The following is a 26,243-nucleotide window of genomic DNA, read 5'->3' as shown; positions in this document are numbered from 1 at the left end:
CAGTGGCGTCTTCAGAGGTGGCGGCGTCGTTCGGCGACGTGTCGGTCGTACTCCCGGCGGGCTTCCACGGCCGACGGCCGGGTGGCCGTTTCGGCTACGGGAACATCCCACCACGCCTGCGCCGGAGGGGGGCCCGACACTGTGTCTGCCGTTTCGGTCTCGACGTAGACACAAGTGGGACGGTCCGCCGCACGCGCCTCGGCGAGCGCTTCGCGCAGGTCACACACGGTCTTGGCGCGCAGCACCCGCATCCCGAGCGAACCGGCGTTGGCCGCGAGGTCGACGGGGAGCGGGGGGCCGGTGAAGGTGCCGTCCGCGGCCCGGTGGCGGTAGGCGGTGCCGAAGCGCTCGCCGCCGACCGTCTCGGAGAGGCCGCCGATGGACGCGTAGCCGTGGTTCTGGAGGACGACCAGCTTCACGGGGAGGTCCTGCTGCACGGCGGTGACGATCTCGGTGGGGTTCATCAGATACGTGCCGTCGCCGACGAGGGCCCAGACCGGGCGGCCGGGGGCGGCCAGCTGGACCCCGATCGCCGCCGGGATCTCGTAGCCCATGCAGGAGTAGCCGTACTCGACGTGGTACTGGTGCGGGGAGCGGGTCCGCCAGAGCTTGTGCAGGTCGCCGGGGAGCGAACCGGCCGCGTTGATCAGGATGTCGTCCTCGGTGACCAGCGCGTCGAGGAGGCCGAGGACCTGCGCCTGGGTGGGGCGGGCGTGCGGGTCGCCGGCGGTGAACGCGGCGGAGACGCGCCGCTCCCACTCCGCCTTGGCCTCGGTGTACTCGGTCTCGTAGGCCGGGTCGACACGGTGGTTGCGTGCGGCGAGCGCGGCGGTGAGGGCTTCGAGGGCGGCGCGGGCGTCGGCGACGAGCGGGAGCGCGCCGAGCTTGTGGGCGTCGAAGCCGGTGATGTTGAGGTTGAGGAAGCGGACGGCCGGGTTCGCGAAGAGGGTGGCGGAGGCGGTGGTGAAGTCGGAGTAGCGGGTGCCGATGCCGACGACCAGGTCGGCGGTGCGGGCCAGTTCGTCGGCGGTCGCGGTGCCGGTGTGGCCGATGCCGCCGACGTCGGCGGGGTGGTCGTGGCGCAGGGAGCCCTTGCCGGCCTGGGTGGAGGCGACGGGGATGCGGGTGGCGGCGGCGAACGCGGCGAGCGTCTCCTCGGCCGCGCTGTGGCGGACCCCGCCGCCCGCCACGATCAGCGGCCGACGGGCGCTGCGCAGGGCCCGTACCGCCCGGTCGAGCTCGTACGGATCGGGGGCGGGGCGGCGTACGTGCCAGACGCGCTCGGCGAAGAACTCCTCCGGCCAGTCGTACGCCTGGGTCTGCACGTCCTGGGGCAGCGCCAGGGTGACGGCGCCGGTCTCCGCCGGGTCGGCGAGGGTCCGCACGGCCTGGAGCGCGGCCGGGATCAGGGCCTCGGGGCGGGTGATCCGGTCGAAGTAGCGGGAGACGGGGCGCAGGCAGTCGTTGACCGAGATGTCGCCCGCGGCCGGAACTTCGAGCTGCTGGAGCACGGGGTCGGCGGGCCGGGTCGCGAAGGTGTCCCCGGGCAGGAGGAGGACGGGGAGGTGGTTGATGGTGGCGAGGGCGGCGCCGGTGACGAGGTTGGTGGCGCCGGGGCCGATGGAGGTGGTGACGGCGTGCGCGGACAGCCGCCCGGACTGGCGGGCGTAGCCGACGGCGGCGTGCACCATGGCCTGCTCGTTGCGGCCCTGGAGATAGGGCATGGCGCGGCCGGACTCGACGAGGGCCTGGCCGACTCCGGCGACGTTGCCGTGGCCGAAGATGCCCCAGGTGGCGCCGATCAGCCGCTGCCGTCGGCCGTCGCGCTCGGTGTACTGGCGGGACAGGAAGGACACCAGGGCCTGGGCGGTGGTCAGTCTGCGGGTACGCGGTGCGCTCATGAGGCCGCCTCCGTCCCGTACAGCGGGAGTCTGGGGTCCACGGGCTGTTCCGGCCAGGTGTCGCGGATCCAGCTGTGGTCGGGGTGGTCGGTGATCAGCCACTCCCGCTGCTCCCCCGGGCCCGCCATCACATTGAGGTAGTAGAGGGTGCGGCCGGGGGAGGCGATGGACGGGCCGTGCCATCCGTCGGGGATGACGACGGCGTCGCCGCTGCGGACCTCGGCGAGGACGTCCGTACCGCCGGCCCGGGACGGCGACACCCGGTGGTAGCCGAGGCCGTCGTGCTCCACCTCGAAGTAGTAGATCTCCTCCAGCACGGATTCGGCGCCGGGGCGGTGCTCGTCGTGTTTGTGCGGCGGGTAGGACGACCAGTTGCCGCCGGGGGTGAGGACCTCCACGGCGATCAGCCGGTCGCACACGAAAGTGTCGGCGGCGGCGAAGTTGTTGACCTGGCGGGAGCAGTTGCCGGATCCGCGCAGTTCGACGGGTACCTCCGGCGCGGGGCCGTAGCGAGCGGGGAGTCGTCGCTCGCACTTCGCTCCTGCCAGGGCGAAGCGGCCCCCTGCGCCGGAGGCGATCTGTGCACGGGCGTCACGCGGTACATAGGCGAAGTCGGATACGCCGCTGAACACGCTTTCCCGGCCCAGCAGTTCAAAGATCTCACCTGAGGTGTGCACCGTACAGCCACCCGTCAACGGCAGGACGATCCACTCGCTCTCCCCGGTGACGAGCGTGTGAACTCCGCCCGGCCCCAGCTCCAGCACCCGCAGGCTCGACCGGTCCCATCCGGCGCGCTCCGGGTCGATGTCCAGGGCGTAGGGGCCGCTCGCCGTGGACCCGGCGCGAAGGTGGCGGCGCGGTGCGTCGCGCGGTTCGTCGTACGTCGTCATACCCATCCCCTACCCGATACCCGGTCCCCGCCCGTTTCTCCCGGCTCCAGCAGCGACACGGCCGTGTCGACGGCCGCGGCCACCTTCCCGTCGGCCGGGTAGAGCAGCGAACGCCCCACCACCAGCCCCTGGACGGTGGGCAGTCGCAGCGCCGTGCGCCACTTCTCGAACGCGCCGTCCAGGTCGTCGCCCACCTCGCCGCCCAGCAGCACGGCGGGCAGCGTCGAGGCCGCCATCACCCGGGCCATGTCGTCGGGGTTCTCGGTGACGGGGACCTTGAGCCAGGTGTACGCGGACGTCCCGGCCAGCCCCGAGGCGATGGCGATCGAGGTGGTGACGGCCTCCGCACCGAGGTCGTTGCGGAGCCGGCCGTCCATGCGGCGGCAGAGGAACGGTTCGACGAAGACCGGCAGCCGGTGCGCGGCCATGGCGTCGATGGCGCGGGCGGTGGCGTGCATGGTGTCGAGCGAACCGGGATCGTCGTAGTCGATGCGGAGCAGCAGTTTGCCCGCGTCGAAGCGGAGCCGGGCGAGGTCCTCGGGGCGGTGGCCGGTGAAGCGGTCGTCGAGTTCGAAGGCGGCGCCCGCGAGTCCGCCGCGGTTCATCGAGCCGACGACGACCTTGCTCTCCAGCGCTCCGAGGAGCAGCAGGTCGTCGAGGATGTCGGCGGTGGCGAGGACGCCGTCGACGCCGGGGCGGGCGAGGGCGAGGCAGAGCCGTTCCAGGAGCTCGAAGCGGTTGGCCATGGCCAGTGCGCGGTCACCGACGGCGAGGGAGCCGCGGGCCGGATGGTCCGCCGCGATGATCATCAGCCGTCCGCCGACGCCGACGAGGGGCCGTCTGCGGCGGCGCGCGGCGGCCTCGGCGACGGCCTCGGGGTGGCGCATGCGCAGCTGGACGAGTTCGGAGACCGAGGAGGCCGGGGGTGTCATGGGGTGGCTCCGGTGGGGCGGGAGGTGACGGCGCCCGCGGTCAGGGCCGCTTCGACCTCGTACGGGAACGGCATGGCGGGCGAGCAGGCGAGCCGGGACGCGACGATGGCACCGGCGGCGTTGGCGTACCGCATGACGCGGGCGGTCTCCCAGCCGGCGAGGAGCCCGTGGCAGAGCGCCCCGCCGAAGGCGTCACCGGCGCCGAGGCCGTTGACGACCTCGACGGGCAGCGGCGGCACGTCGGCCACCGTGCCGTCGTGGTGGACGGCGAGGACGCCCTCGGGCCCCTGTTTGACGACGGCCAGCTCGACACCCGCGGCGATCAGGGCGCGTGCGGCCGCGTACGGTTCGCGCTCGCCGGTCGCGATCTCGCACTCGTCGAGGTTGCCGACGGCGACGGTGGCGAGGGCGAGGGCCTCGCGGTAGCGGGCGGTAGGACCGGCGGATCCGTCGTCCCAGAACATCGGGCGCCAGTCGAGATCGAAGACGGTGATGCCGGACCGGTCGCGGGCGCGGAGTGCGGCGAGGGTCGCGGTGCGGCTCGGTTCGGCGCACAGCCCGGTGCCCGTCATCCAGAAGACCCGGGCCGAACGGATCGCGTCGAGGTCCAGCTCCGATGTGTGGATCTCCAGATCGGGGGCCTTGGGGCGGCGGTAGAAGTAGAGCGGGAAGTCGTCCGGCGGGAAGATCTCGCAGAAGGTGACCGGCGTGGGATACGCGTCGACGGGGGTCACCCACCGGTCGTCCACCCCGAACTCCCGCAACTGCTGGTGGAGATAGTCCCCGAAGGCATCCCGCCCGGTGCGGGTCACCACCGCGGTCCGCCGGCCGAGCCGGGCCGCCGCGACGGCGACGTTGGTGGGTGAGCCGCCGAGGAACTTCCCGAAGGTGTCGACCCGGGCCAGGGGCAGACCGGTCTGCAGGGGGTAGAGATCCACACCGATCCGGCCCATGGTGATCACGTCGTACAGCTCAGGCATCTGCGTCCCTTCGACCGGCGACCGGGCGGCTGCTCCCAGGTCTAGCCCTCCCCCGAACCCCTGTCAACGCTTTGTCCGGACATACGGACGAATCATTGACACCGCCCCGCCGGGGCCGGGAGGCTGGGCGGTATGACCTCCTCCGCAGCGGCTCCGGCCCGTATCCGCATCGGTTCGGCACCCGACTCGTGGGGGGTGTGGTTCCCCGACGATCCGCGGCAAGTGCCCTGGCAGCGCTTCCTGGACGAGGTCTCGACGGCGGGTTACGAGTGGATCGAGCTCGGCCCGTACGGCTATCTCCCGACCGATCCGGCCCGCCTCGCCGACGAGACCGGCCGCCGCGGACTCGCGGTCTCGGCCGGGACCGTTTTCACCGGATTGCACCACGGTCCCGGCGTCTGGGACCGGACCTGGGCGCATGTCGCCGACATCGCGGCCCTCACCCGGGCGATGGGCGCCGGGCATCTGGTGGTCATCCCGTCGTTCTGGCGCGACGACAGGACGGGCGAGGTCCTGGAGGACCGCGACCTCACCGCGGAGCAGTGGCGCGACCTCACCACCCTGACGGAGCGGCTGGGCCGCGAGGTACGGGACCGGTTCGGGCTGCGCATCGTCGTCCATCCGCACGCCGACACCCATATCGACGGCGCGGAGAACGTCGCCCGCTTCCTCGACGCCACCGATCCCGGCCTGGTCTCGCTCTGCCTCGACACCGGCCACTACGCCTACTGCGGCGGCGACAGCGTCGAGCTGATCGAGACCTACGGCGAACGGATCGGCTATCTGCACCTCAAGCAGGTCGATCCGGAGATCCTGGCCCGCGTCGTGGCGGACGGGGTGCCGTTCGGGCCCGCCGTGGCGCGCGGCGTGATGTGCGAACCGCCGGGCGGGGTGCCCGCGCTGGAACCCGTACTCGCCGCCGCGCGCAAGCTGGACGTCGACCTCTTCGCCATCGTCGAGCAGGACATGTATCCGTGCCCGCCCGACAAGCCCCTCCCCATCGCCCGCCGCACCCGGGACTTCCTCCGCTCCTGCGGCGGCCCGCACCGGACCCCCGACACACCGGACGCCGCCGGGAAGTGACGCGGCGGCGGTACGCGGCGCCGCCCTCGGCGAGAAGCCGGCGCGCGCTCCCCGCCGCACCCCTCGGCCTCCCCTCCGATCCCCCGAGTGCCCTACAGCCCCACGCACCATAAAATTCGGGACAAATACGGAGATACACATAGGAGCGTCTGTGAACCGGTCCACCGATCCCGGTTTCGCCGTGCCGCACGCGCTCCGGGACTCGATGCACGGCATCGCGGTCCGGCCGGTCGCACGGGTCACCGACACCGGCCTGAGCCGCGCGCTCTTCACGCAGGGCTGCATCCCGGCCCCCACCGACGAGCAGCGTCACCTGTTCACGCTCTTCTCGGTGGGCGGCACGGCCATGATCACGCTCGCCGCGCCGGTCTGACTGCGGTCGCCGGCACACCGAGCGCGCGAAGGACGGCGAGCCGCTCGTATTAATACCCCCTAGGGGTATAGTGTGATGAGTGTCGGGGGACGCCGGATCTTCCCGGGTTCCCGACGCCACACCCTTCCGCGCCCACCCAAGAGGAGAACACCATGACCGCCGAGACCCAGCTCCCCCAGGCCACCGGCTCCTGCTGCTCACCGAGCGGCTCCTGCCACGACGACGCGGACAGCGGCGCCGGGACGGGCGCGGTGACCGCCGTCTACCAGGTGTCCGGCATGACCTGCGGCCACTGCGAGGGCGCCGTCTCCGAGGAGATCTCCGGCATCGAGGGCGTCACCTCGGTGAAGGCCGTCGCCTCCACCGGCCGGGTGACCGTCGTCTCCCGCGCCCCGTTGGCGGAGGACGCCGTGCGCGCCGCCGTGGACGAGGCCGGCTACGAGCTCGTCGGCCGGGCCTGAACACCATCGGGACCCACCCGATACGCCGGATTCACCCGCATCACCCGCTTTGCCCGCCGGGCCGGACCGACCAGCAGATACTGGTGGGGTACGGCCCGGTCGGCGTTTCAGGAGTTCGGACATGCACAGCGCAACGGACATGCACCGCGCGACAGCGGCCGGGACCCCGGCACCGGAGACTTCCCGGGCGGAACTCACGATCGGCGGGATGACCTGCGCCTCCTGCGCCGCCCGCGTCGAGAGGAAGCTCAACCGGATGGACGGCGTCACCGCCGACGTGAACTACGCGACCGAGAAGGCCCGCGTCTCCTTCGGCCCGGGGACCGGACTCGCGGACCTGATCGCCACGGTGGAGAAGACCGGTTACACGGCCCGGCCCGTCCGCGGCCCCGAGCCGGTACCACCCGCGGCGGTCGCGCCCGCCGCATCCGCCGCGCCCGCGACACCCGCGGGCGCCGTCGAAGGCCGATCCGAGGCCGGCGGCGCGGAAGCCGGTGCCGGGGCCACGCCCGGGACCGGCGCCGACGGCGCCCCGGCCGGTGCCGACGACGGCGACCCCGCCGAGCGGAGCGCCGCCGCCGCGCTCGCCGCGCTGCGCCGACGTCTGACCGTCTCGGCCGTCCTCGCCGCCCCCGTGGTCGTGCTCGCGATGATCCCGGCCCTTCAGTTCGACAACTGGCAGTGGCTCTCCCTCACGCTCGCCGCCCCCGTCGTCGTCTGGGGCGGGCTGCCCTTCCACCGCGCGACCTGGGCCAACCTCCGGCACCGCGCGGCCACCATGGACACCCTGGTCTCGATCGGCACCCTGGCCGCCTTCGGCTGGTCCCTGTGGGCGCTGTTCCTCGGCGACGCGGGCACGACCGGGATGCGGCACGGCTTCGACTTCACCGTCTCGCGCGACGGAGCCTCCTCCACCATCTATCTGGAGGTCGCCGCCGGTGTCGTCACCTTCATCCTGCTGGGCCGCTATCTGGAGGCGAAGTCCAAGCGGAAGGCCGGTGCCGCCCTGCGGGCGCTGATGCACCTGGGCGCGAAGGACGTCACCGTCCTCAAGGGCGGTACGGAGGTACGCGTCCCCGTCGGCCGGCTCACCGTCGGCGACCGCTTCGTCGTCCGCCCCGGCGAGAAGATCGCCACCGACGGCACCGTTGTCGAGGGCGCGTCGGCCGTGGACGCGTCCATGCTCACCGGCGAGTCCGTCCCGGTCGACGTGGGCGTCGGCGACGCCGTCACCGGGGCGACCGTGAACGCCTCCGGGCGGCTCGTCGTCGAGGCGACCCGGGTCGGCGCCGACACCCAACTGGCCCGGATGGCCCGGCTCGTCGAGGAGGCGCAGAGCGGCAAGGCCGAGGTGCAGCGGCTCGCCGACCGGATCTCCGCGGTCTTCGTCCCCGTGGTGCTGGTGCTGGCGCTGGCCACCCTGGCCGGGTGGCTGTTCGCCACGGCCGACGTGACGGCCGCGTTCACCGCCGCCGTCGCCGTACTGATCATCGCCTGCCCCTGCGCCCTGGGCCTCGCCACCCCGACCGCCCTCATGGTCGGTACGGGACGCGGCGCCCAGCTCGGCATCCTGATCAAGGGCCCGGAGGTCCTGGAGACCACCCGCCGCGTCGACACGATCGTCCTCGACAAGACCGGCACCGTCACCACCGGCCGGATGACCCTGCTGGACGTCCACACCGCGCCCGGCACCGACGAGAACCAGCTGCTGCGGCTCGCGGGCGCTCTGGAGCACTCCTCGGAGCACCCCATCGCGCAGGCCGTCGCCGCCGGAGCCGCCGAACGCACCGGCACCGCCCTGCCCACACCCGAGGACTTCACCAACGTCGCGGGCCTCGGCGTCCAGGGGGTCGTCGAGGGCCACGCCGTCCTCGTCGGCCGCGAGCAGCTGCTCACCGACGCGGGCATCGCCGTCCCAGAGGCGCTGTCCGGCGCCGTGGCGGACGCGGCGGCCCGGGGCCGTACGGCGATCGCGGTCGCCTGGGACGGGCAGGCGCGCGGGGTCCTCGCCGTCGCCGACGCAGTCAAGGAGTCCAGCGCCGACGCCGTCGCCGCACTGCGCGCGCTCGGTCTCCGCCCCGTCCTGCTGACCGGTGACAACCGGGCCGTGGCGGACGCCGTGGCCCGGACCGTCGGGATCGACGAGGTCCACGCCGAGGTCCTGCCCGAGGAAAAGGTCCACGTCATCGAGCAACTCCGGGCCCGTGGGCACTCCGTCGCCATGGTCGGTGACGGGGTCAACGACGCGGCCGCCCTGGCCACCGCCGATCTCGGTCTGGCGATGGGAACCGGCACGGACGCCGCGATCGAGGCCGGCGATCTCACCCTCGTTCGTGGAGATCTCAAGGTGGCAGCCGATGCGATCAGGCTCTCCCGGCGCACCCTGGCCACCATCAGGGGCAACCTCCTCTGGGCATTCGGTTATAACGTTGCGGCCCTACCCCTTGCGGCATTTGGCCTGCTCAACCCTATGATTGCGGGAGCGGCGATGGCGTTCTCATCGGTCTTCGTCGTGACGAACAGCCTGCGGTTGCGCGCCTTCACGTAACATCCACAAAGAGATTTAGATCACACCGATTTCAGGGTAACCATCCGGCGGGTTCGCGAGTCTAAGAGTGCGATGCCAAGGATGTCTTGGGGGACGTCCGTCGAAGTGTCTTGGGGGATGCTTCGGGCAAGCGTTGGCCGGGGCACGTGCACCGGGGAGCTTTGAGCGGCCCTCCCGTGCGTACGTACCCCGGCAGATCGCACCGGAAGTACAAGTGAAGACCGCAGCAGCAAGTGAAGACCGCAGCACACAGCGGGCGGCAACGCCCGTACGCAGGAGTGGGGAACGCTCAGGAGCTTCGGCTCCCACAGACGCCCGGCCGGATCCCGTGGGGGGAATCCGCTCCGGGATATGGGAAGCGCCTCGCTGTCGGCCCGTGGGGGGATCGATGGCGGGGCGCTTCTCGCTGCCCGGCCCGACGGACCGCCCGAGCCACGCCGGACCCACCAGGCCGCGCCGGGCCTCGCCGGGCCTCGCCGGGCCTCGCCGGGCCTCGCCGGGCCTCGCCGGGCAAGCAAATCGCCCCGGACACCGCGCTCTGTGCGAAAGCGCGGTACACGGGGCGAAGACGACCGGCCTCGGCGGCCGGGGTGATGCGGGGGGGGTGGTGCGGGACTCAGCGGCCCTCGACCGGGACGAAGTCGCGCAGGACCTCGCCGGTGTAGATCTGGCGCGGGCGGCCGATGCGGGAACCCGGCTCCTTGATCATCTCGTGCCACTGGGCGATCCAGCCGGGGAGCCGGCCGAGCGCGAAGAGCACGGTGAACATCTCGGTCGGGAAGCCCATGGCCCGGTAGATGAGCCCGGTGTAGAAGTCCACGTTGGGGTAGAGGTTGCGCGAGACGAAGTACTCGTCGGAGAGCGCGTGCTCCTCCAGCTTCAGCGCGATGTCGAGCAGCTCGTCGGACTTGCCGAGCGCGGACAGCACGTCGTGCGCCGCGGCCTTGATGATCTTGGCGCGCGGGTCGAAGGACTTGTAGACGCGGTGGCCGAAGCCCATCAGCCGGACGCCGTCCTCCTTGTTCTTCACCTTGCGGATGAAGGAGTCGACATCGCCGCCGTTGGCCTGGATGCCTTCGAGCATCTCCAGCACCGACTGGTTGGCGCCACCGTGCAGCGGGCCCCACAGCGCCGAGATACCGGCGGAGATCGAGGCGAACATGTTCGCCTGCGAGGAGCCGACCAGACGCACGGTGGAGGTCGAACAGTTCTGCTCGTGGTCCGCGTGCAGGATGAGCAGCTTGTCGAGCGCGGAGACGACGACCGGGTCCAGGTCGTACTCCTGAGCGGGGACCGAGAAGGTCATGCGCAGGAAGTTCTCGACGTACCCGAGGTCGTTGCGCGGGTAGACGAAGGGGTGGCCGATCGACTTCTTGTACGCGTACGCCGCGATCGTGGGCAGCTTGGCGAGCAGCCGGATCGTCGAGAGGTGGCGCTGCTCCTCGTCGAACGGGTTGTGGCTGTCCTGGTAGAACGTGGACAGCGCGCTGACGACCGAGGACAGCATGGCCATCGGGTGGGCGTCGCGCGGGAAGCCGTCGAAGAACCGCTTGACGTCCTCGTGCAGCAGCGTGTGCTGGGTGATCTCGTTCTTGAAGGTCGACAGCTCGTCGACCTTGGGAAGCTCACCGTTGATGAGCGTGTACGCGACCTCAAGGAACGTCGAGCGCTCGGCGAGCTGCTCGATCGGGTAGCCGCGGTAGCGCAGAATGCCCTGCTCACCGTCGAGGTAGGTGATGGCGGATTTATACGCCGCGGTGTTGCCGTACCCGCTGTCCAGCGTGACCAGGCCCGTATTGGCCCGGAGCTTCCCGATGTCGAAGCCCTTGTCGCCGACGGTGCTGTCGATCACCGGGTAGGTGTACTCGCCATCGCCGTACCGCAGTACTACAGCGTTGTTGGTGTGCTCGCTCACGTCATCCCTCACCGACGTAGTGCCTCTTCTTCGAGGTTCCCTGATTGTCTCCACCCTCCCCCATTTGGCTCAGGAGAGTGCACTCGGGGTCGTCCATTGGACCTACTCGCGGCACTGAGTGCCGCGAGTTTACTCATCCTGCCCCCTTGACACTGGTTCCGGAAGACCTCCGTGATGTTTCCCACCGATTTGATCGATCATTTTTTCGGTGGATCCTCCTCCCGAGCCCCCCGCCAGCCGGTAATCCAACGCCGTACAGCGCCTGCCCGCGGAAACCGTGCGGACGGCCTGGCCGATCGCCTGCCGCGACCCGACCAGCACGACGAGCTTCTTGGCCCTGGTCACGGCGGTGTACAGGAGGTTCCGCTGGAGCATCATCCAGGCGCTCTTGGTGACGGGGATGACCACGGCCGGGTACTCGCTGCCCTGGGAGCGGTGGATCGTCATGGCGTACGCGTGGGCCAGCTCGTCCAGCTCGTCGAAGTCGTAACCGATCTCCTCCTCCTCGTCGGTGAGGACGGTCAGCCGCTGTTCGTCCAGATCGAGGGCGGTGACGACGCCGACCGTGCCGTTGAAGACGCCGTTCTCCCCCTTGTCGTAGTTGTTGCGGATCTGGGTGACCTTGTCGCCGACCCGGAACACACGGCCGCCGAACCGCTTCTCGGGGAGGTCCGGGCGGCCCGGGGTGATGGCCTGCTGGAGCAGCCCGTTGAGCGTGCCCGCGCCGGCCGGGCCGCGGTGCATGGGGGCGAGGACCTGTACGTCGCGCCTCGGATCGAGGCCGAACTTGGCCGGGATGCGACGGGCGGCGACGTCCACCGCGAGAACGCCCGCCTCCTCCGTCTCGTCCTCGACGAAGAGGAAGAAGTCGTCCAGGCCCTGAGTGAGGGGCGGCGTCCCGGTGTTGATGCGGTGCGCGTTGGTGACGACGCCGGACTTCTGGGCCTGCCGGAAGATCGTCGTCAGCCGGACCGCCGGAACGGGTCCGCCCTCGGCCAGCAGATCGCGCAGCACCTCCCCCGCGCCGACCGACGGCAGCTGGTCGACGTCCCCGACGAGCAGCAGGTGGGCACCGGGTGCCACGGCCTTGAACAGCTTGTTGGCGAGCAGCAGATCGAGCATCGACGCCTCGTCGACGACGACCAGATCGGCGTCCAGCGGCCGGTCCCGGTCGTAGGCCGCGTCCCCGCCCGGCTTCAGTTCGAGCAGCCGGTGCACGGTGGACGCCTCGGCGCCGGTCAGCTCGGAGAGCCGCTTGGCCGCCCGCCCGGTGGGCGCGGCCAGCACCACCTTGGCGCGTTTGGCGCGGGCGAGTTCGACCACGGAGCGCACGGTGAACGACTTGCCGCAGCCGGGCCCCCCGGTCAGGACGGCGACCTTGCGGCTGAGCGCGAGCCGGACGGCGGCCTCCTGTTCCGGCGCCAGCGTCGCCCCCGTCCGGCCCGCGAGCCAGGTCAACGCCTTGTCCCAGTCGACGTCCTGGAAGGCCGGCATCCGGTCCTCGGGCGTCCGCAGCAGCCGCTGCACCTGCGCGGCGAGCGCGACCTCGGCGCGGTGGAACGGCACGAGATAGATGGCCGTGACCGGCTCGCCGCCCTCGGGCGACGGCACCTTCTCCCGTACGACGCCCTCCGGGTCCGCGGCCAGTTCGGCGAGGCACTCGATCACGAGCCCCGTATCGACCTGGAGCAGCTTTACCCCGTCCGCGATCAGCCGCTCCTCGGGGAGGAAGCAGTGCCCCTGGTCGGTGGATTGCGACAGCGCGTACTGCAACCCGGCCTTGACCCGCTCCGGGCTGTCGTGCGGGATGCCGACGGCCTGGGCGATCTTGTCGGCGGTCAGGAAGCCGATGCCCCAGACGTCGGCGGCCAGCCGGTAGGGCTGGTTCTTCACGACGGAGATCGAGGCGTCCTCGTACTTCTTGTAGATACGGACGGCGATGGAGGTGGAGACCCCGACCCCCTGGAGGAAGACCATCACCTCCTTGATCGCCTTCTGCTCCTCCCAGGCGGCGGCGATCATCTTCGTCCGCTTCGGCCCGAGCCCCGGCACCTCGACCAGCCGCTTCGGCTCCTGCTCGATGATGTCGAGGGTGTCGACCCCGAAGTGGGTGGTGATCCGGTCCGCCATCACCGGCCCGATGCCCTTGATCAGCCCGGAGCCGAGATAGCGGCGGATGCCCTGGATGGTGGCGGGCAGCACGGTCGTGTAGTTCTCCACCGTGAACTGCTTGCCGTACTGGGAGTGCGAGCTCCAGCGCCCCTCCATCCGCAGGGACTCACCGACCTGGGCACCGAGCAGCGAGCCGACCACGGTCAGCAGATCGTTCGCCCCGCGCCCGGTGTCGACGCGCGCGACCGTGTACCCGTTCTCCTCGTTGGCGTACGTGATGCGCTCAAGCACACCTTCGAGGACGGCCATGTTGGACATGCCTCGACGCTAATACCTCGCACTGACAGCCCGGAAGGCAGGCGGCCCTTCCCCGGTGGCCAGGACGGCGGCCCGGCGCCACGCCCTTCGCGGTGGCCCCGCAGAAACAGGGCATGGTTCTTCCTGGCCCGCTCAGGTGCGCGCGGCCACTGTCACGGATCGCCGGGCGCTGCTCCTTGTCCCGGCGCTTGCGGCAGTCGCGCCCCTCTGCTCTCCGCGACCCGTTTCACATCGCGCAAGGACTCCGTCAACCGGGAGGCGAGGAAGTGCAGTTCGCTGCCGGTCACGCGCCGGTCCGCCAGGAGGTCGGCGGCATGCCCGAGCAGGTCGCCCGCCATCCCGAGCTGAACGCTCTCGATGTCGTCCGCGGCCCGCGACACATAGCCGGAGCCGTCCCCGATGACATAGCAGGGCTTGCCGTCCGCTCCCGTCCAGGGCAGCAGCCGTACGGTGCCGGGCTCATCCGTCCCCCCGGTCACACGACCGCCCTCCCCGCCCGGCGCACGTGACGGAACTCGATGTCCACTCCGTGCACGCCGTGCACGGCGAGCCACAGCGTGCGCCGCCGACGCCGCGCCTCGGCCACCTGCCGCTCGTGCGCTTCGAGATACGGGCGGACCAGCGGGCCGTCCTCCCCGCGCGGCGGCCGCTCACCGGTACGACGGACGGTGGGCCCGGCCACGTATACGCACGAGTACGGATGGACGGTGGCCGGGGCCGGACGCACCAGCCGCAGCAGCGACTCCGTGAACCGGCGGACGAGGTCTTTCATGTCGGCGTGCTCTCTTTCTGGATGCCCACGAACGGATGCGTTCTGTGGCGAACTCATCACAGAGTGAGGTCGCGCGTGGCTACGCTGCCAGGGGTTCGGGCTTGACAGCCCGCTGGTCAGACGAGGGAGTTGGGGCCGGATGGCGAAGATCCGGAAGCCACGTACGCCGAGGGAGAAGTACGGACAGGAGCTGAAGCTGCGACGGACGGCGGCGGGGCTGACCCAGGAGGCCCTGGGCGATCAGGTCGTGTGCTCGCCGACGCTGATCAGCCATTACGAGGCGGGGCGGCGGCTGCCGACGCCGGATGACGCGCGAAGGATCGACCTGGCGCTGAAATCTGACGGGTTCTTTGTCAGGTGGCTGGAGGATCTGGAGTCGAAGTACGCCGACTACTTCGCTGCGGTGGCCGAGCTGGAGCGGGAAGCGTCGGAGATCCGGCAGTTCGGGGCCCAGCTCATTCCTGGGCTGCTCCAGACCCATGCGTACGCCCGTGCCGTATTCCGGTCAGCACGAACGAACTTCACTCAAGACGACCTCGACAAAGCAGTGACGAATCGCATGGAGCGGGGAAAGCTGCTCCAGATGTCATCTGGTCCCGTCGCATGGACCTTGCTCGACGAGGCGGTGCTCAGGCGTCGCATCGGCGGACCGCATGTGATGGCGGAACAACTGCGCAAGATCGCGGACATGGCCGAGAACGGCCGCCTTCGCCTGCACGTATTGACCTTCGAGATCGGCGCGCACGCACTGCTGGAAGGCATGCTCTACCTGCTGAACTTCAAGAACGCCGCGCCGGTTGCCTACGTCGAAGGTCTCTACACGGGCAATCTGCTCGATGACCCGGCGCTGGTTGAAGCCTGCCACACGGACTACGCTCTCGCCCTGGGTGATGCGGTCTCGCATCTGGATTCAGTGGCACTGGTCAGGGCCATCGCGGAGGAACACGAACATGCACAGTGCTGAGCACGCCTTCACCGGCTGGTACAAGTCCAGTTACAGCGGCGCCAACCAAGGCGAATGCCTTGAAGTCGCTCGTGGCTACCCCACCGTCCCCGTCCGCGACAGCAAGGCCCCGAGCGGCCCGGCGCTCGTCTTCTCCGCCGACGGCTGGTCGTCGTTCGTCGCGGCGGTCAAGGACGGCTGCATCACCGCCTGACGCCGGGCGACCCGGCCCTCGTCGGTGTGCCGCCTCCGGCGCGCTTCGCGTCAGGAGCCGTCACCGCGTGCGCCACGTATGCCCTCATCGGGCGCCACGGCTCCCGCCCGTGCCGTCACGGGCCGGTCCACCACACCATGCCCTCCGACCCGCTGTCGGCCATGCCGGGTCGACGCGGACGGAGGGCACGTTCGTTTTCCGTCCGACGCCGGGACCAAGGACGTCTTCACCAGTTCCCCGGCCCTGACGTCCGTCTCCACACAGGAGCGCCCCGGAAACAGGGTGTCTGGCGACACCCCAGGACGGTGTCCAGCCCTCCTGCCCCGGCCCGCTGCCCGCCGCAGACTCTGACTGTTCCTCACAACAACTTCGGTCAGGAGTACGGGACATGGCGAAACACACACGACGCACTGTGCTGCGCGGGGCGGCGGCGGTCGCAGCCGCGGGCGGGCTGGCCGGCACCGCAGGGGGCCCGGCGGCGGCGGTCGCGGCACCTACGGAGGCGACAGCGCGGCGCTTCCCCTTTCTGGAGGGGGCGTTCAAGCCCGTCACGGAGGAGCTGACGGCCTTCGATCTGCCGGTCACCGGGCGCATTCCGCGCGAGTTGAACGGGCGCTACCTGCGCAACGGTCCCAACGTCCTGGGCCTTGAGGACCCGCGCGCCCACCACTGGATGCTCGGCGACGGCATGGTGCACGGTGTACGGCTCCGCGACGGCCGCGCCGAGTGGTACCGCAACCGGTGGGTGCGCTCCTCCCAGGTGGCGGAGAAGCTCGGCGAGCCCCGTCCGGGGCCCGTGCCGCCGGACGACTTCGCCTGCAACACCCATGTGATTCCCTACCAGGGGCGGATCCTCGCGCTCCAGGAGGGCGGTCCGCTGCCGTACGAGCTCGACGACGAGCTGAACACCGTGGGCAACCACGACTTCCGGGGCACCCTCGAAGGCGCGTTCACCGCCCACACCAAGTACGACGCGCACGCCGGCGAACTGCACGCGATCGCCTACTACCCGACCTGGGACCACGTGCGGCACCTGGTCGTGGACCCGACGGGCCGGGTCTCGCGCACCACGCGCATCCCGGTGGCGGACGCGCCGATGATCCACGACTTCGCGCTCACCGAGAAGCATGTGGTGGTCCTCGACATGCCGGTCACCTTCGACCCGGCGGGCGCCGAGCGCGGCGACCCGGTGCCGTACGTCTGGAACAGGAAGCACCCGGCACGCGTCGGCGTCCTGCCGCGAGCAGGCGGTACGGTGCGCTGGTTCGAGGTGGACCCGGTCTACTACTCGCACACCCTCAACGCGTACGAGGAGGGGTCGGACATCGTCATCGACCTGACGACCTTCCCGGCGCCCTTCTTCGTCGCCGGCCGCGGCTCGGACGGGCCGCACGGGGTGGGCACCGCCAGACTCGAACGCTGGACGGTGGATCTCCGTCACGGCCGGGTGCGGACGAGGACCATCGACGACCGGCCGCAGGAATTCCCCCGCGTCAACGAGGCGTTGGTGTCCCGCCGCCACCGCTACGGCTACACGGCGGCGGCCGGGGAGATGACGCTGGCCTATCTGACGGCCGACGGCAACCCGCCCGACCGGGCGTTCGGCAGCGCGCTCATCAAGCACGACCTGCTGCGCGGCACGACGCAGGTCCACCGGCTGCCCCGGGACGCCGCGGCGAGCGAGGCCGTGTTCGTTCCGTCCGACGCGGCCGGTCCGAAGGCGGCCGAGGACGACGGGTACGCGCTCAGTTACGTGCACAATCCCGACCGCGGGGCGTCGGACCTGGTGATCCTCGCGGCCCAGGACTTCACGGCTGAGCCGGTGGCCCGGATCCATCTGCCCGGACGGGTGCCGCTGGGCTTCCACGGGAGCTGGATTCCGGACGCCTGACGCGCCGACCGGTGCGTGAGGGCGGACGCCTTCGACTCGTCACACGCCCCCGCGTGCTTCGGCGGCGCGCCGCGATGCGTGCGGGGGTGTGTGCGTACGCATCGGCACATCCGCGCCGGAAGACGAAACGGGGCCCGGTCAGAAGACCGGACCCCCCTCGTATTCCCCCTCCGTCAGGGCTTCCCGATCCCCCCGGATCCCTCCCCGGAAGCGCCCGACGACAGATACGACTCGGCCTGGTGCCGAACGGTTGCACTGCTTGACGATCTCTTTACCGTGGAGGCAAGAAGCGTCGTCAGCAGGCGTGTTCGGCGTAGCGGGAGGCGACCTCCGCGAGGACCTCCGCGCCGTCCCGAGCCCAGAGGTCCTCGTTGAAGATCTCCACCTCGACGGGGCCGTCGAAGCCGGTGGCCTCGACCAGCGTGCGGAACGCGCGGAAGTCCACGGCGCCGTCGCCCAGTTGGCCCCGGCCGACCAGGACGCCCGCCGGGAGCGGGGTGATCCAGTCGGCCAGTTGGAACGAATGGATGCGGCCTCCCGCACCCGCGCGGGCGATCTGTGCGGGCGCCTGGTCGTCCCACCAGATGTGGTAGGTGTCGACGACCACCCCGACCTGGTCGGCGGGGAAGCGTTCCGCGATGTCCAGGGCCTGGGAGAGCGTGGAGACGACGCAGCGGTCCGAGGCGAACATCGGGTGCAGCGGTTCGATCGCGAGGCGTACACCGCGTTCGGCCGCGTACGGGGCGAGCCGGCCCAGGGCGTCCGCGATGCGTTCGCGGGCGCCGTGCAGGTCCTTGCTGCCCGCCGGGAGGCCGCCGGAGACGAGGACCAGCGTGTCGGTGGACAGGGCCGCCGCCTCGTCGATCGCGGCGCGGTTGTCGTCCAGGGCGCGGGCCCGCTCCGCCGGGTCGAGGGCGGTGAAGAAGCCGCCCCGGCAGAGGCTGGTGACGGAGATGCCGGAGTCGGCGAGGAGCCGGGCCGTGCGCTCGACGCCGTACTCCTGGACGGGGGCCCGCCACAGGCCGACCTTGTCGATGCCCGCCTCGACGCAGCCCTCGGTCAGCTCGGGCAGCGACCACTGCTTGATGGTCTCCTGGTTGATGGAGAGACGGCCGTCGCTCATCGGGTGCCTCCGTGGACCGCGAGCAGGGCGCGCATCCGGGACTCGGCCAGCTCCGGGTCGGGGAACAGGCCCAGCCGGTCGGCGAGTTCGTACGCCTTCGCCAGGTGCGGCAGCGAGCGGGCGGACTGGAGTCCGCCGACCATGGTGAAGTGGTCCTGGTGGCCGGCCAGCCAGGCGAGGAAGACCACGCCCGTCTTGTAGAAGCGGGTGGGGGTCCGGAAGAGGTGCCGGGACAGCTCGACCGTCGGGTCGAGGAGATCGCGGAAGCCCTGGACGTCCCCGGTGTCCAGGACGCGCACCGCGTGCGCGGCCAGCGGGCCCAGTGGGTCGAAGATGCCGAGCAGGGCGTGGCTGAAGCCGTGGTCGTCGCCCGCGATCAGCTCCGGGTAGTTGAAGTCGTCGCCGGTGTAGCAGCGGACCCCGCCGGGCAGGCGGCGGCGCACGTCGATCTCGCGCTCGGCGTCCAGGAGCGAGATCTTGATGCCGTCGACCTTGTCCGGGTGCTCGGCGATGACCTTCAGGAAGGTGTCGGTGGCGGCGTCCAGGTCCGAGGAGCCCCAGTAGCCCTCCAGCGCGGGGTCGAACATCGGGCCGAGCCAGTGCAGGACGACCGGTTCGGACGCCTGGCGCAGCAGGTGCGCGTACGTCTCCAGGTAGTCCTCCGGCCCCTTTGCCGCCGCGGCGAGCGCGCGGGAGGCCATCAGGATGGCCTGGGCGCCGCTCTCCTCGACGAGAGCGAGCTGCTCCTCGTACGCCGCCCGCACCTCCGCGAGCGTGGCGGGTCCCGAGGGCAGCTGGTCGGTGCCGACGCCGCACGCGATCCGGCCGCCGACCGCCTTGGCCTCGGCGGCGGAGCGGCGGATGAGTTCGGCCGCGCCGGCCCAGTCCAGGCCCATGCCGCGCTGGGCGGTGTCCATGGCCTCGGCGACGCCGAGACCGTGCGACCAGAGGTGGCGGCGGAAGGCGAGGGTGGCGTCCCAGTCGACGGCCGCGGGGTCGTCGGGGCCGATGTCGGCGTACGGGTCGGCGACGACATGGGCGGCCGAGAAGACCGTACGGGAGGCGAGCGGCGCCCCGCCGGGGGCGAGGTCGAGCGGGGTGGTGCGGGGTTCGTACGACCCCTGCGGGAGGTGGATGGTCACGGGATCAGCTCCGTTGCGCCGTGGGCGAGGCGGATCGTCACAGCGTCAGCTCCGGTACGTCGAAGCGGCGGCCCTCGGCGGAGGACTTCAGGCCCAGTTCGGCGAGCTGGACACCGCGGGCACCGGCCATCAGGTCCCAGGTGTACGGCTCGTCGAGCACGATGTGGCGCAGGAAGAGCTCCCACTGGGCCTTGAAGCCGTTGTCGAAGACGGCGTTGTCGGGGACTTCCTGCCACTGGTCGCGGAAGGACTCGGTGACCGGGAGGTCCGGGTTCCAGACCGGCTTGGGGGTGGCCGAGCGGTGCTGGACGCGGCAGTTGCGCAGGCCGGCGACGGCGGAGCCGTGCGTGCCGTCGACCTGGAACTCGACGAGCTCGTCGCGGTTGACGCGAACCGTCCAGGAGGAGTTGATCTGCGCGACGGCGCCGCTCTCCAGCTGGAAGATGCCGTACGCGGCGTCGTCGGCGGTGGCGGCGTACGGCTTCCCCTGCTCGTCCCAGCGCTGCGGGACGTGCGTCTGGACGTGCGCCTGGACGGTGGAGACCCGGCCGAACAGCTCGTGGAGCACGTACTCCCAGTGCGGGAACATGTCGACGACGATGCCGCCGCCGTCCTCGGCGCGGTAGTTCCAGGACGGGCGCTGGGCCTCCTGCCAGTCCCCTTCGAAGACCCAGTAGCCGAACTCTCCGCGTACGGAGAGGATCTCGCCGAAGAAGCCGCCGTCGATGAGGCGCTTCAGCTTCAGCAGGCCCGGCAGGAAGATCTTGTCCTGGACGACGCCGTGCTTGATCCCGGCGTCGCGGGCCAGACGGGCCAGTTCCAGGGCGCCGTCGACGTCCGTGGCGGTGGGCTTCTCGGTGTAGATGTGCTTGCCCGCGGCGATCGCCTTCTTGATCGCCTCGACGCGGGCCGAGGTGACCTGGGCGTCGAAGTAGATGTCCACGGTGTCGTCCGCGAGGACCGCGTCGAGGTCGGTCGACCACTCGGTCAGACCGTGCCGCGCGGCGAGCTCCTCCAGAGCGTGGGCGCGGCGGCCGACCAGGACCGGCTCGGGCCACAGCACGTCGCCGTCGCCGAGTTCGAGGCCGCCCTGCTCGCGGATCGCGAGGATCGAGCGCACCAGGTGCTGCCGGTATCCCATGCGACCCGTGACGCCGTTCATGGCGATGCGCACTGTCCTGCGTGTCACGAAGTTCCCTCCATACAGCCGTAGCAAGCGCTTTCTATCTCGTATGACGCTAGCCTGCCGACAGCGGCCCGGACAAGAGGGGCCGGCCCAAAAACCCTCGGAGGAAGCGATGACGGTCACCCTGGCGGATGTGGCGGCCCGCGCCCGGGTGTCCGCGGCCACCGTGTCCCGCGTGCTGAACGGCAACTACCCGGTGGCCGCGTCCACCCGGGAGCGGGTGCTGCGTGCGGTGGACGATCTCGACTACGTGCTGAACGGGCCGGCCAGCTCGCTCGCCGCCGCCACCTCCGACCTGGTCGGCATCCTGGTCAACGACATCGCCGACCCGTTCTTCGGGATCATGGCGGGCGCGGCGCAGACCGAGATCGGCGGTCCGGGTGACGGCTCCGGGCGGGCCGGCGGCGAGAAGCTCGCCGTCATCTGCAACACCGGCGGCTCCCCCGAGCGCGAACTGACCTACCTCACCCTCCTCCAGCGCCAGCGCGCCGCCGCCGTCGTCCTCACCGGCGGTGCGGTGGAGGACCCGGCGCACCAGGCGGCGATCTCCGCCAAGCTGGCGAAACTCGCGGACGCGGGCACCCGGGTGGTGCTGTGCGGGCGGCCCCCGCTGCCGGACAGCGAGGCCGTCGTGGCCGCGCTCGCCTTCGACAACCGGGGCGGCGGGCGCCGTCTCACCGAGCATCTGCTCTCGCTCGGCCACCGGCGGATCGGCTACGTCGCGGGCCCGTTGGAGCGGACGACGACCCGCCACCGGCTCGAAGGCCACCGGGACGCGATGAGGGCGGCGGGGCTCGTCGGCGACGGGAAGGGCGCGAAGGGGCGCGCGGCGGACGCGTACGACGAGGAGCGCCTCACCGTCCACGGCCCCTACGACCGCCGCTCCGGCTACGACGCCACCCTCGAACTCCTGCGCCGCGAACCGGAGGTGACGGCGATCGTCGCCGCCAACGACACCGTGGCCCTGGGGGCGGGCGCGGCGGTCCGGGACCATGGTCTGCGCATCCCCGACGACGTCTCGGTGGCGGGCTTCGACGATCTGCCGTTCTCGGTGGACGCGGTCCCGGCGCTGACGACCGTACGGCTGCCGCTCTTCGAGGCGGGCGCGCGGGCCGGGCGGCTGGCGATGGGCAAGGAGGCCCCGCCGCCGGGAGGCATCGCGACGATCGCGGCCGAGCTGATGGTCCGGGGGTCGACGGCGCCGCCGCGGAGGCCGTGAACGCGCGGCCTCGCGGACGGGCCCTCGGCGGCGGGCGGACGCGCCGAGGCTGCTGGGTAACCTGGAGCAGCTGCTCCGGGAGCCCTGCCGAGCCCGGCCCGACGCGCGGCGGCCGGTGGATCCGACGGAAGGAACACGCACGTGAAGCTCGCTTTCTCGACCCTCGGAGTACCGGGCATGCCGATCGCCGATGTCGTCCGGCTCGCCGCCGGACACGGCTATCAGGGGGTGGAGCTGCGCGCCCACCCCGAGGAGCCGGTGCACCCGGGCCTTTCGGCGCCCGAACGGGCCGGTGTCGTCGAGGAGTTCAAGAACGGCGGCGTCGAGATCCTGGCCGTCGCCGGGTACGTCCGGGCCGCCGCCGCGGGCGACGACAAGCCGGTGCTGGACGAGCTCGCCGGGCTGGTGGAGCTGGCTCACGGCCTGGGCGCGCAGCACGTCCGGGTCTTCCCCGGCGGCGGTGGCCAGGACCCCGCCGCGGCCGACGCGACCGCCGCCCGCCGACTGGCCGCCGCCGCTGCGCACGCCGCCGGTCTGGGCGTACGCATCCTGCTCGAAACGCATGACTCGCACCGGGCGGGCGCCGACGTGGCCCGGGTCGTCGGGACGGTGGGGCACACGCAGATCGGTGCGCTGTGGGACATCATGCACACCTGGCTGGCGGGCGAGGATCCGGCCGCGAGCCATGCGGTGCTGGCCCCGCACCTGGGCTACGTGCAGGTGAAGGACATCGCGTCGGCACAGGAGACCGAACCCCTGGCGCTGGGCGCCGGGGTGCTCCCGCTGGGGGCCTGTCTGGACACACTGGACCCGGACGGCTGGGTCTGCTGGGAGTACGAGAAGCGCTGGCACCCGGCCGCGGCGGAACTGCCGGGTCTGCTGACCGCCGGGCGGGAGCACCTGCTGCGGCTGGCCGCCGCCTGACGGAAGGTCACCCGACGGGCCGACGGCACTCGCGCGCCCGGCGGCCTCCTCCACCCCGTCCCCCGCCCCAACACCGGGGCGCAGCAGGTTCGTACGGACGGCGCCCCCGCTCGTGCCACCCGCTTCCTGCGCGCTCTGCCGGCCCCGACGGACCTCGGAGTCAGCCGCTGACCGTCTTCGACGGGTGGAGCGCGCTCCAGGCAGGAAGGGGAGTCAGCTCCACCACCGATACGCGCTCTGGCTCGATTCCTCGCTGCTGCGCGGATCCGTAGGTTTCACGTCATGACGCTTTCAACCAGGCACTTACCGCTCGTCAACCGGCGACGTGGGCTGTTCATCTTCCTCGGTGTCGCATACATCGGCATGTGGGCGGCCATGTCGCCACTCCTGGCCAGCGGTTACCAGCGCGGTGACGCACGCGAGGAGACCGGTGCACTGGAACAGGTGTGCATCGCGGCCGCGATGTTGGCGCCTGCCCTCGCCGCAATCCTCGTCGTCCGCTGGGTCGAGCGCAGCGGCCGGGTGCGGGACACGCTCGCCCTGCGCTGGACGAAGCCCTGGGGGCGTGCCGCACGGGCGTGCCTGATGGCTTTCGTCGTCCCCGCCAGCCTCACCACGGCTGCTCTTGTCATCAGCACCGTCGCCGGCCGCTACCCGTTCGGTGGAGTGCACTGGACCGGGCTCGGCGCGTGGGCGGCCGCAGCGGTGCTGAACATGCTGGTGTCGCTTCCGCTGTTCTTCGGCGAGGAACTGGGCTGGCAGGGCTACCTTTTCCCGCGCCTCGCACAGGACGGTGACCGCCGGAGCCTGATACGGGCGTACGCGATCACCGGCGCGGCCTTCGCCCTGTGGCACCTGCCCACGCTGCTGATGGGCGGCCAGTACCCGGGGCGGCCCTGGTATGTGTCGGTCCCCGCCATGCTGGTGAGCTGCCTCCTCATCCTGCCCGTCTTCACCTGGCTGCGGCTGCGCTCCGACTCGGTCGTACCCGCCGTCATCGGCCATGCGTTCGTGAGTTCGGTGAGTGTCGGTATGGTCACGGAGTTCGCCGATTCCAAGGCGGCGCTGGATCCCCTGCACATGAGCATGGCCGGATGGCCCGGCTGGATCGCCACAGGCGCGTTCGTCGCCTTCCTGGCGCTGACCGGCCGACTCCAGCCGTCCTTCTACGCGGCCCGGACCGTCCCTCACCCCGCATCGGCCCGCAGACCGTGAGTGCGTGTGCTGCGGGGCCGACCACGGTCCGAGCCACCAAGGCCCGGACCGGGGATGCCGATCGAGGTCCGGCGGCGCGCCTGCCCCTGTCACCGGCCGGCCGCACCGGACCCGTGGTCTCCCGCGGCCGCCGGTGCGCCGGCCTTCGGGCCCGCATCCGCGTCAACCGCCGCGTCCGGCCCCGGCATCGCCGTCGCACTGGACCGGCGCGCCCCGGCGAGCGAGGTGAGGGCCACCCCGCCCACCAGCAGCGCCGCCGCGCACCACCGCAGCGGGCTCACCGACTCGCCGAGCAGGAGCGCGGCCGAGGACATCCCGAAGACCGGGACGAGCAGGGTGAACGGGGCCACCGAGGAGGCCGGGTGGTGGCGCAGCAGGAAGCCCCAGGCGCCGAAGCCGAAGACGGTGGTGATCCAGGCGACGTAGACGACAATGCCGACGCCGCTCCAGTCGAGGGCGGCAAGGGCGTCGGCGTCGCGGTCCCAGCCCTCGAAGAGGAGGGACAGGCCGAGCAGTGGCAGCACCGGCACCGTCGACACCCAGACCATGAAGTTGAGGGAGTCGGGCGGGGATGCCTTGCGGGTCAGCACGTTGGACACGCCCCAGCAGGCCGCGGCCACCAGCACCAGGACGAAGGCGAGCACCGGTCCGCCCGCGCCCTCGTCGATCGCGGCCACCCCGATCCCCACGAGCGCCACACCCATCCCCCACACCCGTGTCCTTCCCGGACGTTCACCGAGCGCCAGGGCCGCGAAAAGGGCGGTGAAGACCGCCTGGACCTGGAGCACGAGGGAGGAGAGGCCGGCGGGCATGCCCCGGTCCATGCCGATGAAGAGCAGCCCGAACTTCGCCACTCCGAGGACCAGCCCGACGCCCGCGATCCACTTCCAGGCGACCTTGGGCCGGCCGACGAAGAAGACCGCGGGCAACGCGGCGACCAGGAAGCGCAGGGCGGAGAACAGGAGCGGCGGGAAGTGCCCGAGACCGACCTCGATGACGACGAAATTGACACCCCAGACGGCGGCGACCAGCGCGGCCAGGGCGATGTGGAGGGGACGCATGCACCGAGGATCACCCGCCCCGACCATGTAGCACCAGCACGGTTTTCTTCATGGTGGAATTGAGCATCGCTAACGAATCACCGAGGGGTCCGTGCGGGATCGGCCCCTCGCCCTCCGGGAGGTTCCGGTGCTCGATCTGTCCCGGCTGCGCGCCCTGCACGCGGTCTTCGTCCACGGTTCCGTGGCGGGCGCCGCCGCGGCGCTCGGCTACACCCCGTCGGCGGTCTCGCAGCAGATCACCAAGCTGGAGCGGGAGACCCGCACGACCCTGCTGGAGCGGCAGGGGCGCGGCGTCGCGCTGACCGAGGAGGCGCTCCATCTCGCCGCCACAGCCCAGCAGTTGCTGGCGATCGTGGAGCGCGCGGAGACCACGCTGGAGGAGCGCCGGGGGCTGCCGACGGGACGGCTCTCGATCGGCGCGTTCGCGTCGGCGGCGCGCGGGCTGCTGCCCGGTGTGCTGGCCGAGCTGGACCGGGAGCACCCGGCTCTGGAGGTGCGGATGACCGAGGTCGATCCGCACCTCTCGGTGGACCTGGTGGCCAAGGGCGTGATCGATGTGGCGGTCGCGCACGACTGGGACATCGCCCCGCTGCCCGCCCCCCAGGGCGTGGCACAGGCGGTGATCGGTGACGACCGGTGCGATCTGCTGGTGCCCGAGGGCCACCGGCTCGCGGGGCGGGACGCGGTGCGGCGGGAGGAGCTGGCCGAGGAGCGGTGGATCTGCCAGCCGCCGGGCACGGTCTGCCACGACTGGCTCGTACGGACGCTGCGCGCGGCGGGTTACGAGCCCGACATCCGGCACCAGGCGGAGGAGAACCACACCCAACTGGCCCTGCTCGCCGCCGGACTCGGGGTCGCGATGATTCCCCGGCTGGGCCGGGGGCCGCTGCCCGCGGGGGTGGTGGCGGTGCCGCTCGATCCGGTACCGGTGCGCCGGCTGTACGCGCTGTGGCGCACCGGGGCGGCGCGGCGGCCCGCGATCACGGCGGCGGTGTCGGCGCTCCAGGCGCGCGGGGCCGCGGTGGGACTGGGGTAAGGGC

General features: G+C 71.5%; 23 protein-coding genes. 11 read left to right on the top strand and 12 right to left on the bottom strand.

All coding sequences use genetic code 11. The features are described 5' to 3' along the window. Positions 1 to 11: 11 nt before the first annotated feature. The 4 genes from iolD to iolC are packed head-to-tail and all read right to left on the bottom strand — an operon-like array spanning position 12 to position 4,703. On the bottom strand, positions 12 to 1,901 hold the full coding sequence (iolD, locus tag ACFVT1_RS26060) for a 3D-(3,5/4)-trihydroxycyclohexane-1,2-dione acylhydrolase (decyclizing) (protein ID WP_389799641.1): 1,890 nt from the start codon (positions 1,899 to 1,901) through the stop codon (positions 12 to 14). Beyond that, entirely contained in the window at positions 1,898 to 2,791 is an 894-nt protein-coding gene (gene iolB, locus ACFVT1_RS26055; RefSeq protein WP_389799639.1) for a 5-deoxy-glucuronate isomerase, read from the bottom strand. The genes iolD and iolB overlap by 4 nt, the downstream gene beginning before the upstream one ends. Next, positions 2,788 to 3,723, bottom strand: a complete 936-nt coding sequence (locus ACFVT1_RS26050; RefSeq protein WP_389799637.1) for a deoxyribose-phosphate aldolase — start codon at positions 3,721 to 3,723, stop codon at positions 2,788 to 2,790. Before ACFVT1_RS26050 ends, iolB begins: the two co-directional genes overlap by 4 nt. Beyond that, positions 3,720 to 4,703, bottom strand: a complete 984-nt coding sequence (iolC, locus tag ACFVT1_RS26045) for a 5-dehydro-2-deoxygluconokinase (RefSeq protein WP_389799635.1) — start codon at positions 4,701 to 4,703, stop codon at positions 3,720 to 3,722. Before iolC ends, ACFVT1_RS26050 begins: the two co-directional genes overlap by 4 nt. A gap of 132 nt (positions 4,704 to 4,835) precedes the next feature. On the opposite strand from iolC, the gene ACFVT1_RS26040 reads away from it, so the two are divergent. The 4 genes from ACFVT1_RS26040 (at position 4,836) to ACFVT1_RS26025 (ending at position 9,168) form a co-directional block, all read left to right on the top strand. Beyond that, positions 4,836 to 5,786 (top strand): sugar phosphate isomerase/epimerase family protein, encoded by a 951-nt coding sequence (locus tag ACFVT1_RS26040; protein ID WP_389799633.1) that lies wholly within the window; start codon positions 4,836 to 4,838, stop codon positions 5,784 to 5,786. A 151-nt stretch (positions 5,787 to 5,937) separates the two neighbouring features. Continuing rightward, positions 5,938 to 6,159, top strand: a complete 222-nt coding sequence (locus ACFVT1_RS26035) for a hypothetical protein (protein WP_389799631.1) — start codon at positions 5,938 to 5,940, stop codon at positions 6,157 to 6,159. A 152-nt stretch (positions 6,160 to 6,311) separates the two neighbouring features. Further along, positions 6,312 to 6,620: a heavy-metal-associated domain-containing protein gene (locus ACFVT1_RS26030; RefSeq protein WP_389799628.1), complete on the top strand. Its 309-nt coding sequence runs from the start codon at positions 6,312 to 6,314 to the stop codon at positions 6,618 to 6,620. A gap of 139 nt (positions 6,621 to 6,759) precedes the next feature. After that, a complete protein-coding gene (locus ACFVT1_RS26025) occupies positions 6,760 to 9,168 on the top strand; it encodes a heavy metal translocating P-type ATPase (protein WP_389799722.1) in 2,409 nt (802 codons plus the stop codon). Positions 9,169 to 9,784: 616 nt separating this feature from the next. Here ACFVT1_RS26025 and ACFVT1_RS26020 read toward each other — a convergent pair. The 4 genes from ACFVT1_RS26020 to ACFVT1_RS26005 form a co-directional block, all read right to left on the bottom strand. Continuing rightward, on the bottom strand, positions 9,785 to 11,083 hold the full coding sequence (locus ACFVT1_RS26020) for a citrate synthase (protein ID WP_266361410.1): 1,299 nt from the start codon (positions 11,081 to 11,083) through the stop codon (positions 9,785 to 9,787). Between the two features lie 129 nt (positions 11,084 to 11,212). After that, on the bottom strand, positions 11,213 to 13,513 hold the full coding sequence (locus ACFVT1_RS26015; protein WP_389799625.1) for an ATP-dependent RecD-like DNA helicase: 2,301 nt from the start codon (positions 13,511 to 13,513) through the stop codon (positions 11,213 to 11,215). A gap of 152 nt (positions 13,514 to 13,665) precedes the next feature. Then, positions 13,666 to 13,992 (bottom strand): hypothetical protein, encoded by a 327-nt coding sequence (locus tag ACFVT1_RS26010; protein WP_389799623.1) that lies wholly within the window; start codon positions 13,990 to 13,992, stop codon positions 13,666 to 13,668. Continuing rightward, positions 13,989 to 14,285: a hypothetical protein gene (locus ACFVT1_RS26005; protein WP_389799621.1), complete on the bottom strand. Its 297-nt coding sequence runs from the start codon at positions 14,283 to 14,285 to the stop codon at positions 13,989 to 13,991. Before ACFVT1_RS26005 ends, ACFVT1_RS26010 begins: the two co-directional genes overlap by 4 nt. Positions 14,286 to 14,424: 139 nt before the next feature. Here ACFVT1_RS26005 and ACFVT1_RS26000 point away from each other — a divergent pair, with 139 nt between their 5' ends. The 3 genes from ACFVT1_RS26000 (at position 14,425) to ACFVT1_RS25990 (ending at position 17,333) form a co-directional block, all read left to right on the top strand. Next, positions 14,425 to 15,249 (top strand): Scr1 family TA system antitoxin-like transcriptional regulator, encoded by an 825-nt coding sequence (locus tag ACFVT1_RS26000; protein WP_389799618.1) that lies wholly within the window; start codon positions 14,425 to 14,427, stop codon positions 15,247 to 15,249. Then, on the top strand, positions 15,236 to 15,442 hold the full coding sequence (locus ACFVT1_RS25995; protein WP_389799615.1) for a DUF397 domain-containing protein: 207 nt from the start codon (positions 15,236 to 15,238) through the stop codon (positions 15,440 to 15,442). The genes ACFVT1_RS26000 and ACFVT1_RS25995 overlap by 14 nt, the downstream gene beginning before the upstream one ends. A gap of 388 nt (positions 15,443 to 15,830) precedes the next feature. Then, entirely contained in the window at positions 15,831 to 17,333 is a 1,503-nt protein-coding gene (locus ACFVT1_RS25990) for a carotenoid oxygenase family protein (protein ID WP_389799613.1), read from the top strand. A 295-nt stretch (positions 17,334 to 17,628) separates the two neighbouring features. Here the strand turns inward: ACFVT1_RS25990 and ACFVT1_RS25985 are convergent, their stop codons facing one another. The 3 genes from ACFVT1_RS25985 to ACFVT1_RS25975 are packed head-to-tail and all read right to left on the bottom strand — an operon-like array spanning position 17,629 to position 20,787. Beyond that, on the bottom strand, positions 17,629 to 18,456 hold the full coding sequence (locus ACFVT1_RS25985; protein WP_389799610.1) for a sugar phosphate isomerase/epimerase family protein: 828 nt from the start codon (positions 18,454 to 18,456) through the stop codon (positions 17,629 to 17,631). Further along, the gene (locus ACFVT1_RS25980) at positions 18,453 to 19,598 is read right to left on the bottom strand and encodes a dihydrodipicolinate synthase family protein (protein WP_389799607.1); all 1,146 of its coding nucleotides are present in this window, start codon (positions 19,596 to 19,598) and stop codon (positions 18,453 to 18,455) included. Before ACFVT1_RS25980 ends, ACFVT1_RS25985 begins: the two co-directional genes overlap by 4 nt. A 37-nt stretch (positions 19,599 to 19,635) precedes the next feature. Beyond that, the gene (locus ACFVT1_RS25975; protein ID WP_389799604.1) at positions 19,636 to 20,787 is read right to left on the bottom strand and encodes a Gfo/Idh/MocA family protein; all 1,152 of its coding nucleotides are present in this window, start codon (positions 20,785 to 20,787) and stop codon (positions 19,636 to 19,638) included. Between the two features lie 109 nt (positions 20,788 to 20,896). On the opposite strand from ACFVT1_RS25975, the gene ACFVT1_RS25970 reads away from it, so the two are divergent. The 3 genes from ACFVT1_RS25970 to ACFVT1_RS25960 all read left to right on the top strand — a co-directional run bounded on the left by ACFVT1_RS25970 (position 20,897) and on the right by ACFVT1_RS25960 (position 24,142). Further along, positions 20,897 to 22,003 (top strand): LacI family DNA-binding transcriptional regulator, encoded by a 1,107-nt coding sequence (locus ACFVT1_RS25970; RefSeq protein WP_389799601.1) that lies wholly within the window; start codon positions 20,897 to 20,899, stop codon positions 22,001 to 22,003. A 141-nt stretch (positions 22,004 to 22,144) separates the two neighbouring features. Next, entirely contained in the window at positions 22,145 to 22,927 is a 783-nt protein-coding gene (locus tag ACFVT1_RS25965; RefSeq protein ID WP_389799598.1) for a sugar phosphate isomerase/epimerase family protein, read from the top strand. Positions 22,928 to 23,209: 282 nt separating this feature from the next. Then, on the top strand, positions 23,210 to 24,142 hold the full coding sequence (locus ACFVT1_RS25960; RefSeq protein ID WP_389799595.1) for a CPBP family intramembrane glutamic endopeptidase: 933 nt from the start codon (positions 23,210 to 23,212) through the stop codon (positions 24,140 to 24,142). A gap of 89 nt (positions 24,143 to 24,231) precedes the next feature. On the opposite strand, the gene ACFVT1_RS25955 is transcribed toward ACFVT1_RS25960, so the two are convergent. Continuing rightward, positions 24,232 to 25,203: an EamA family transporter gene (locus ACFVT1_RS25955; RefSeq protein ID WP_389799593.1), complete on the bottom strand. Its 972-nt coding sequence runs from the start codon at positions 25,201 to 25,203 to the stop codon at positions 24,232 to 24,234. Positions 25,204 to 25,330: 127 nt separating this feature from the next. Between ACFVT1_RS25955 and ACFVT1_RS25950 the strand changes: the two genes are divergently transcribed. Beyond that, positions 25,331 to 26,239, top strand: coding sequence for a LysR family transcriptional regulator (locus tag ACFVT1_RS25950; protein ID WP_389799720.1), 909 nt, complete (start codon positions 25,331 to 25,333; stop codon positions 26,237 to 26,239). Positions 26,240 to 26,243 lie beyond the last annotated feature (4 nt).

It is taken from the genome of Streptomyces sp. NPDC057963, from assembly GCF_042887155.1.
GTDB lineage: Bacteria > Actinomycetota > Actinomycetes > Streptomycetales > Streptomycetaceae > Streptomyces.
This window is presented reverse-complemented; position numbering and strand designations above follow the sequence as displayed.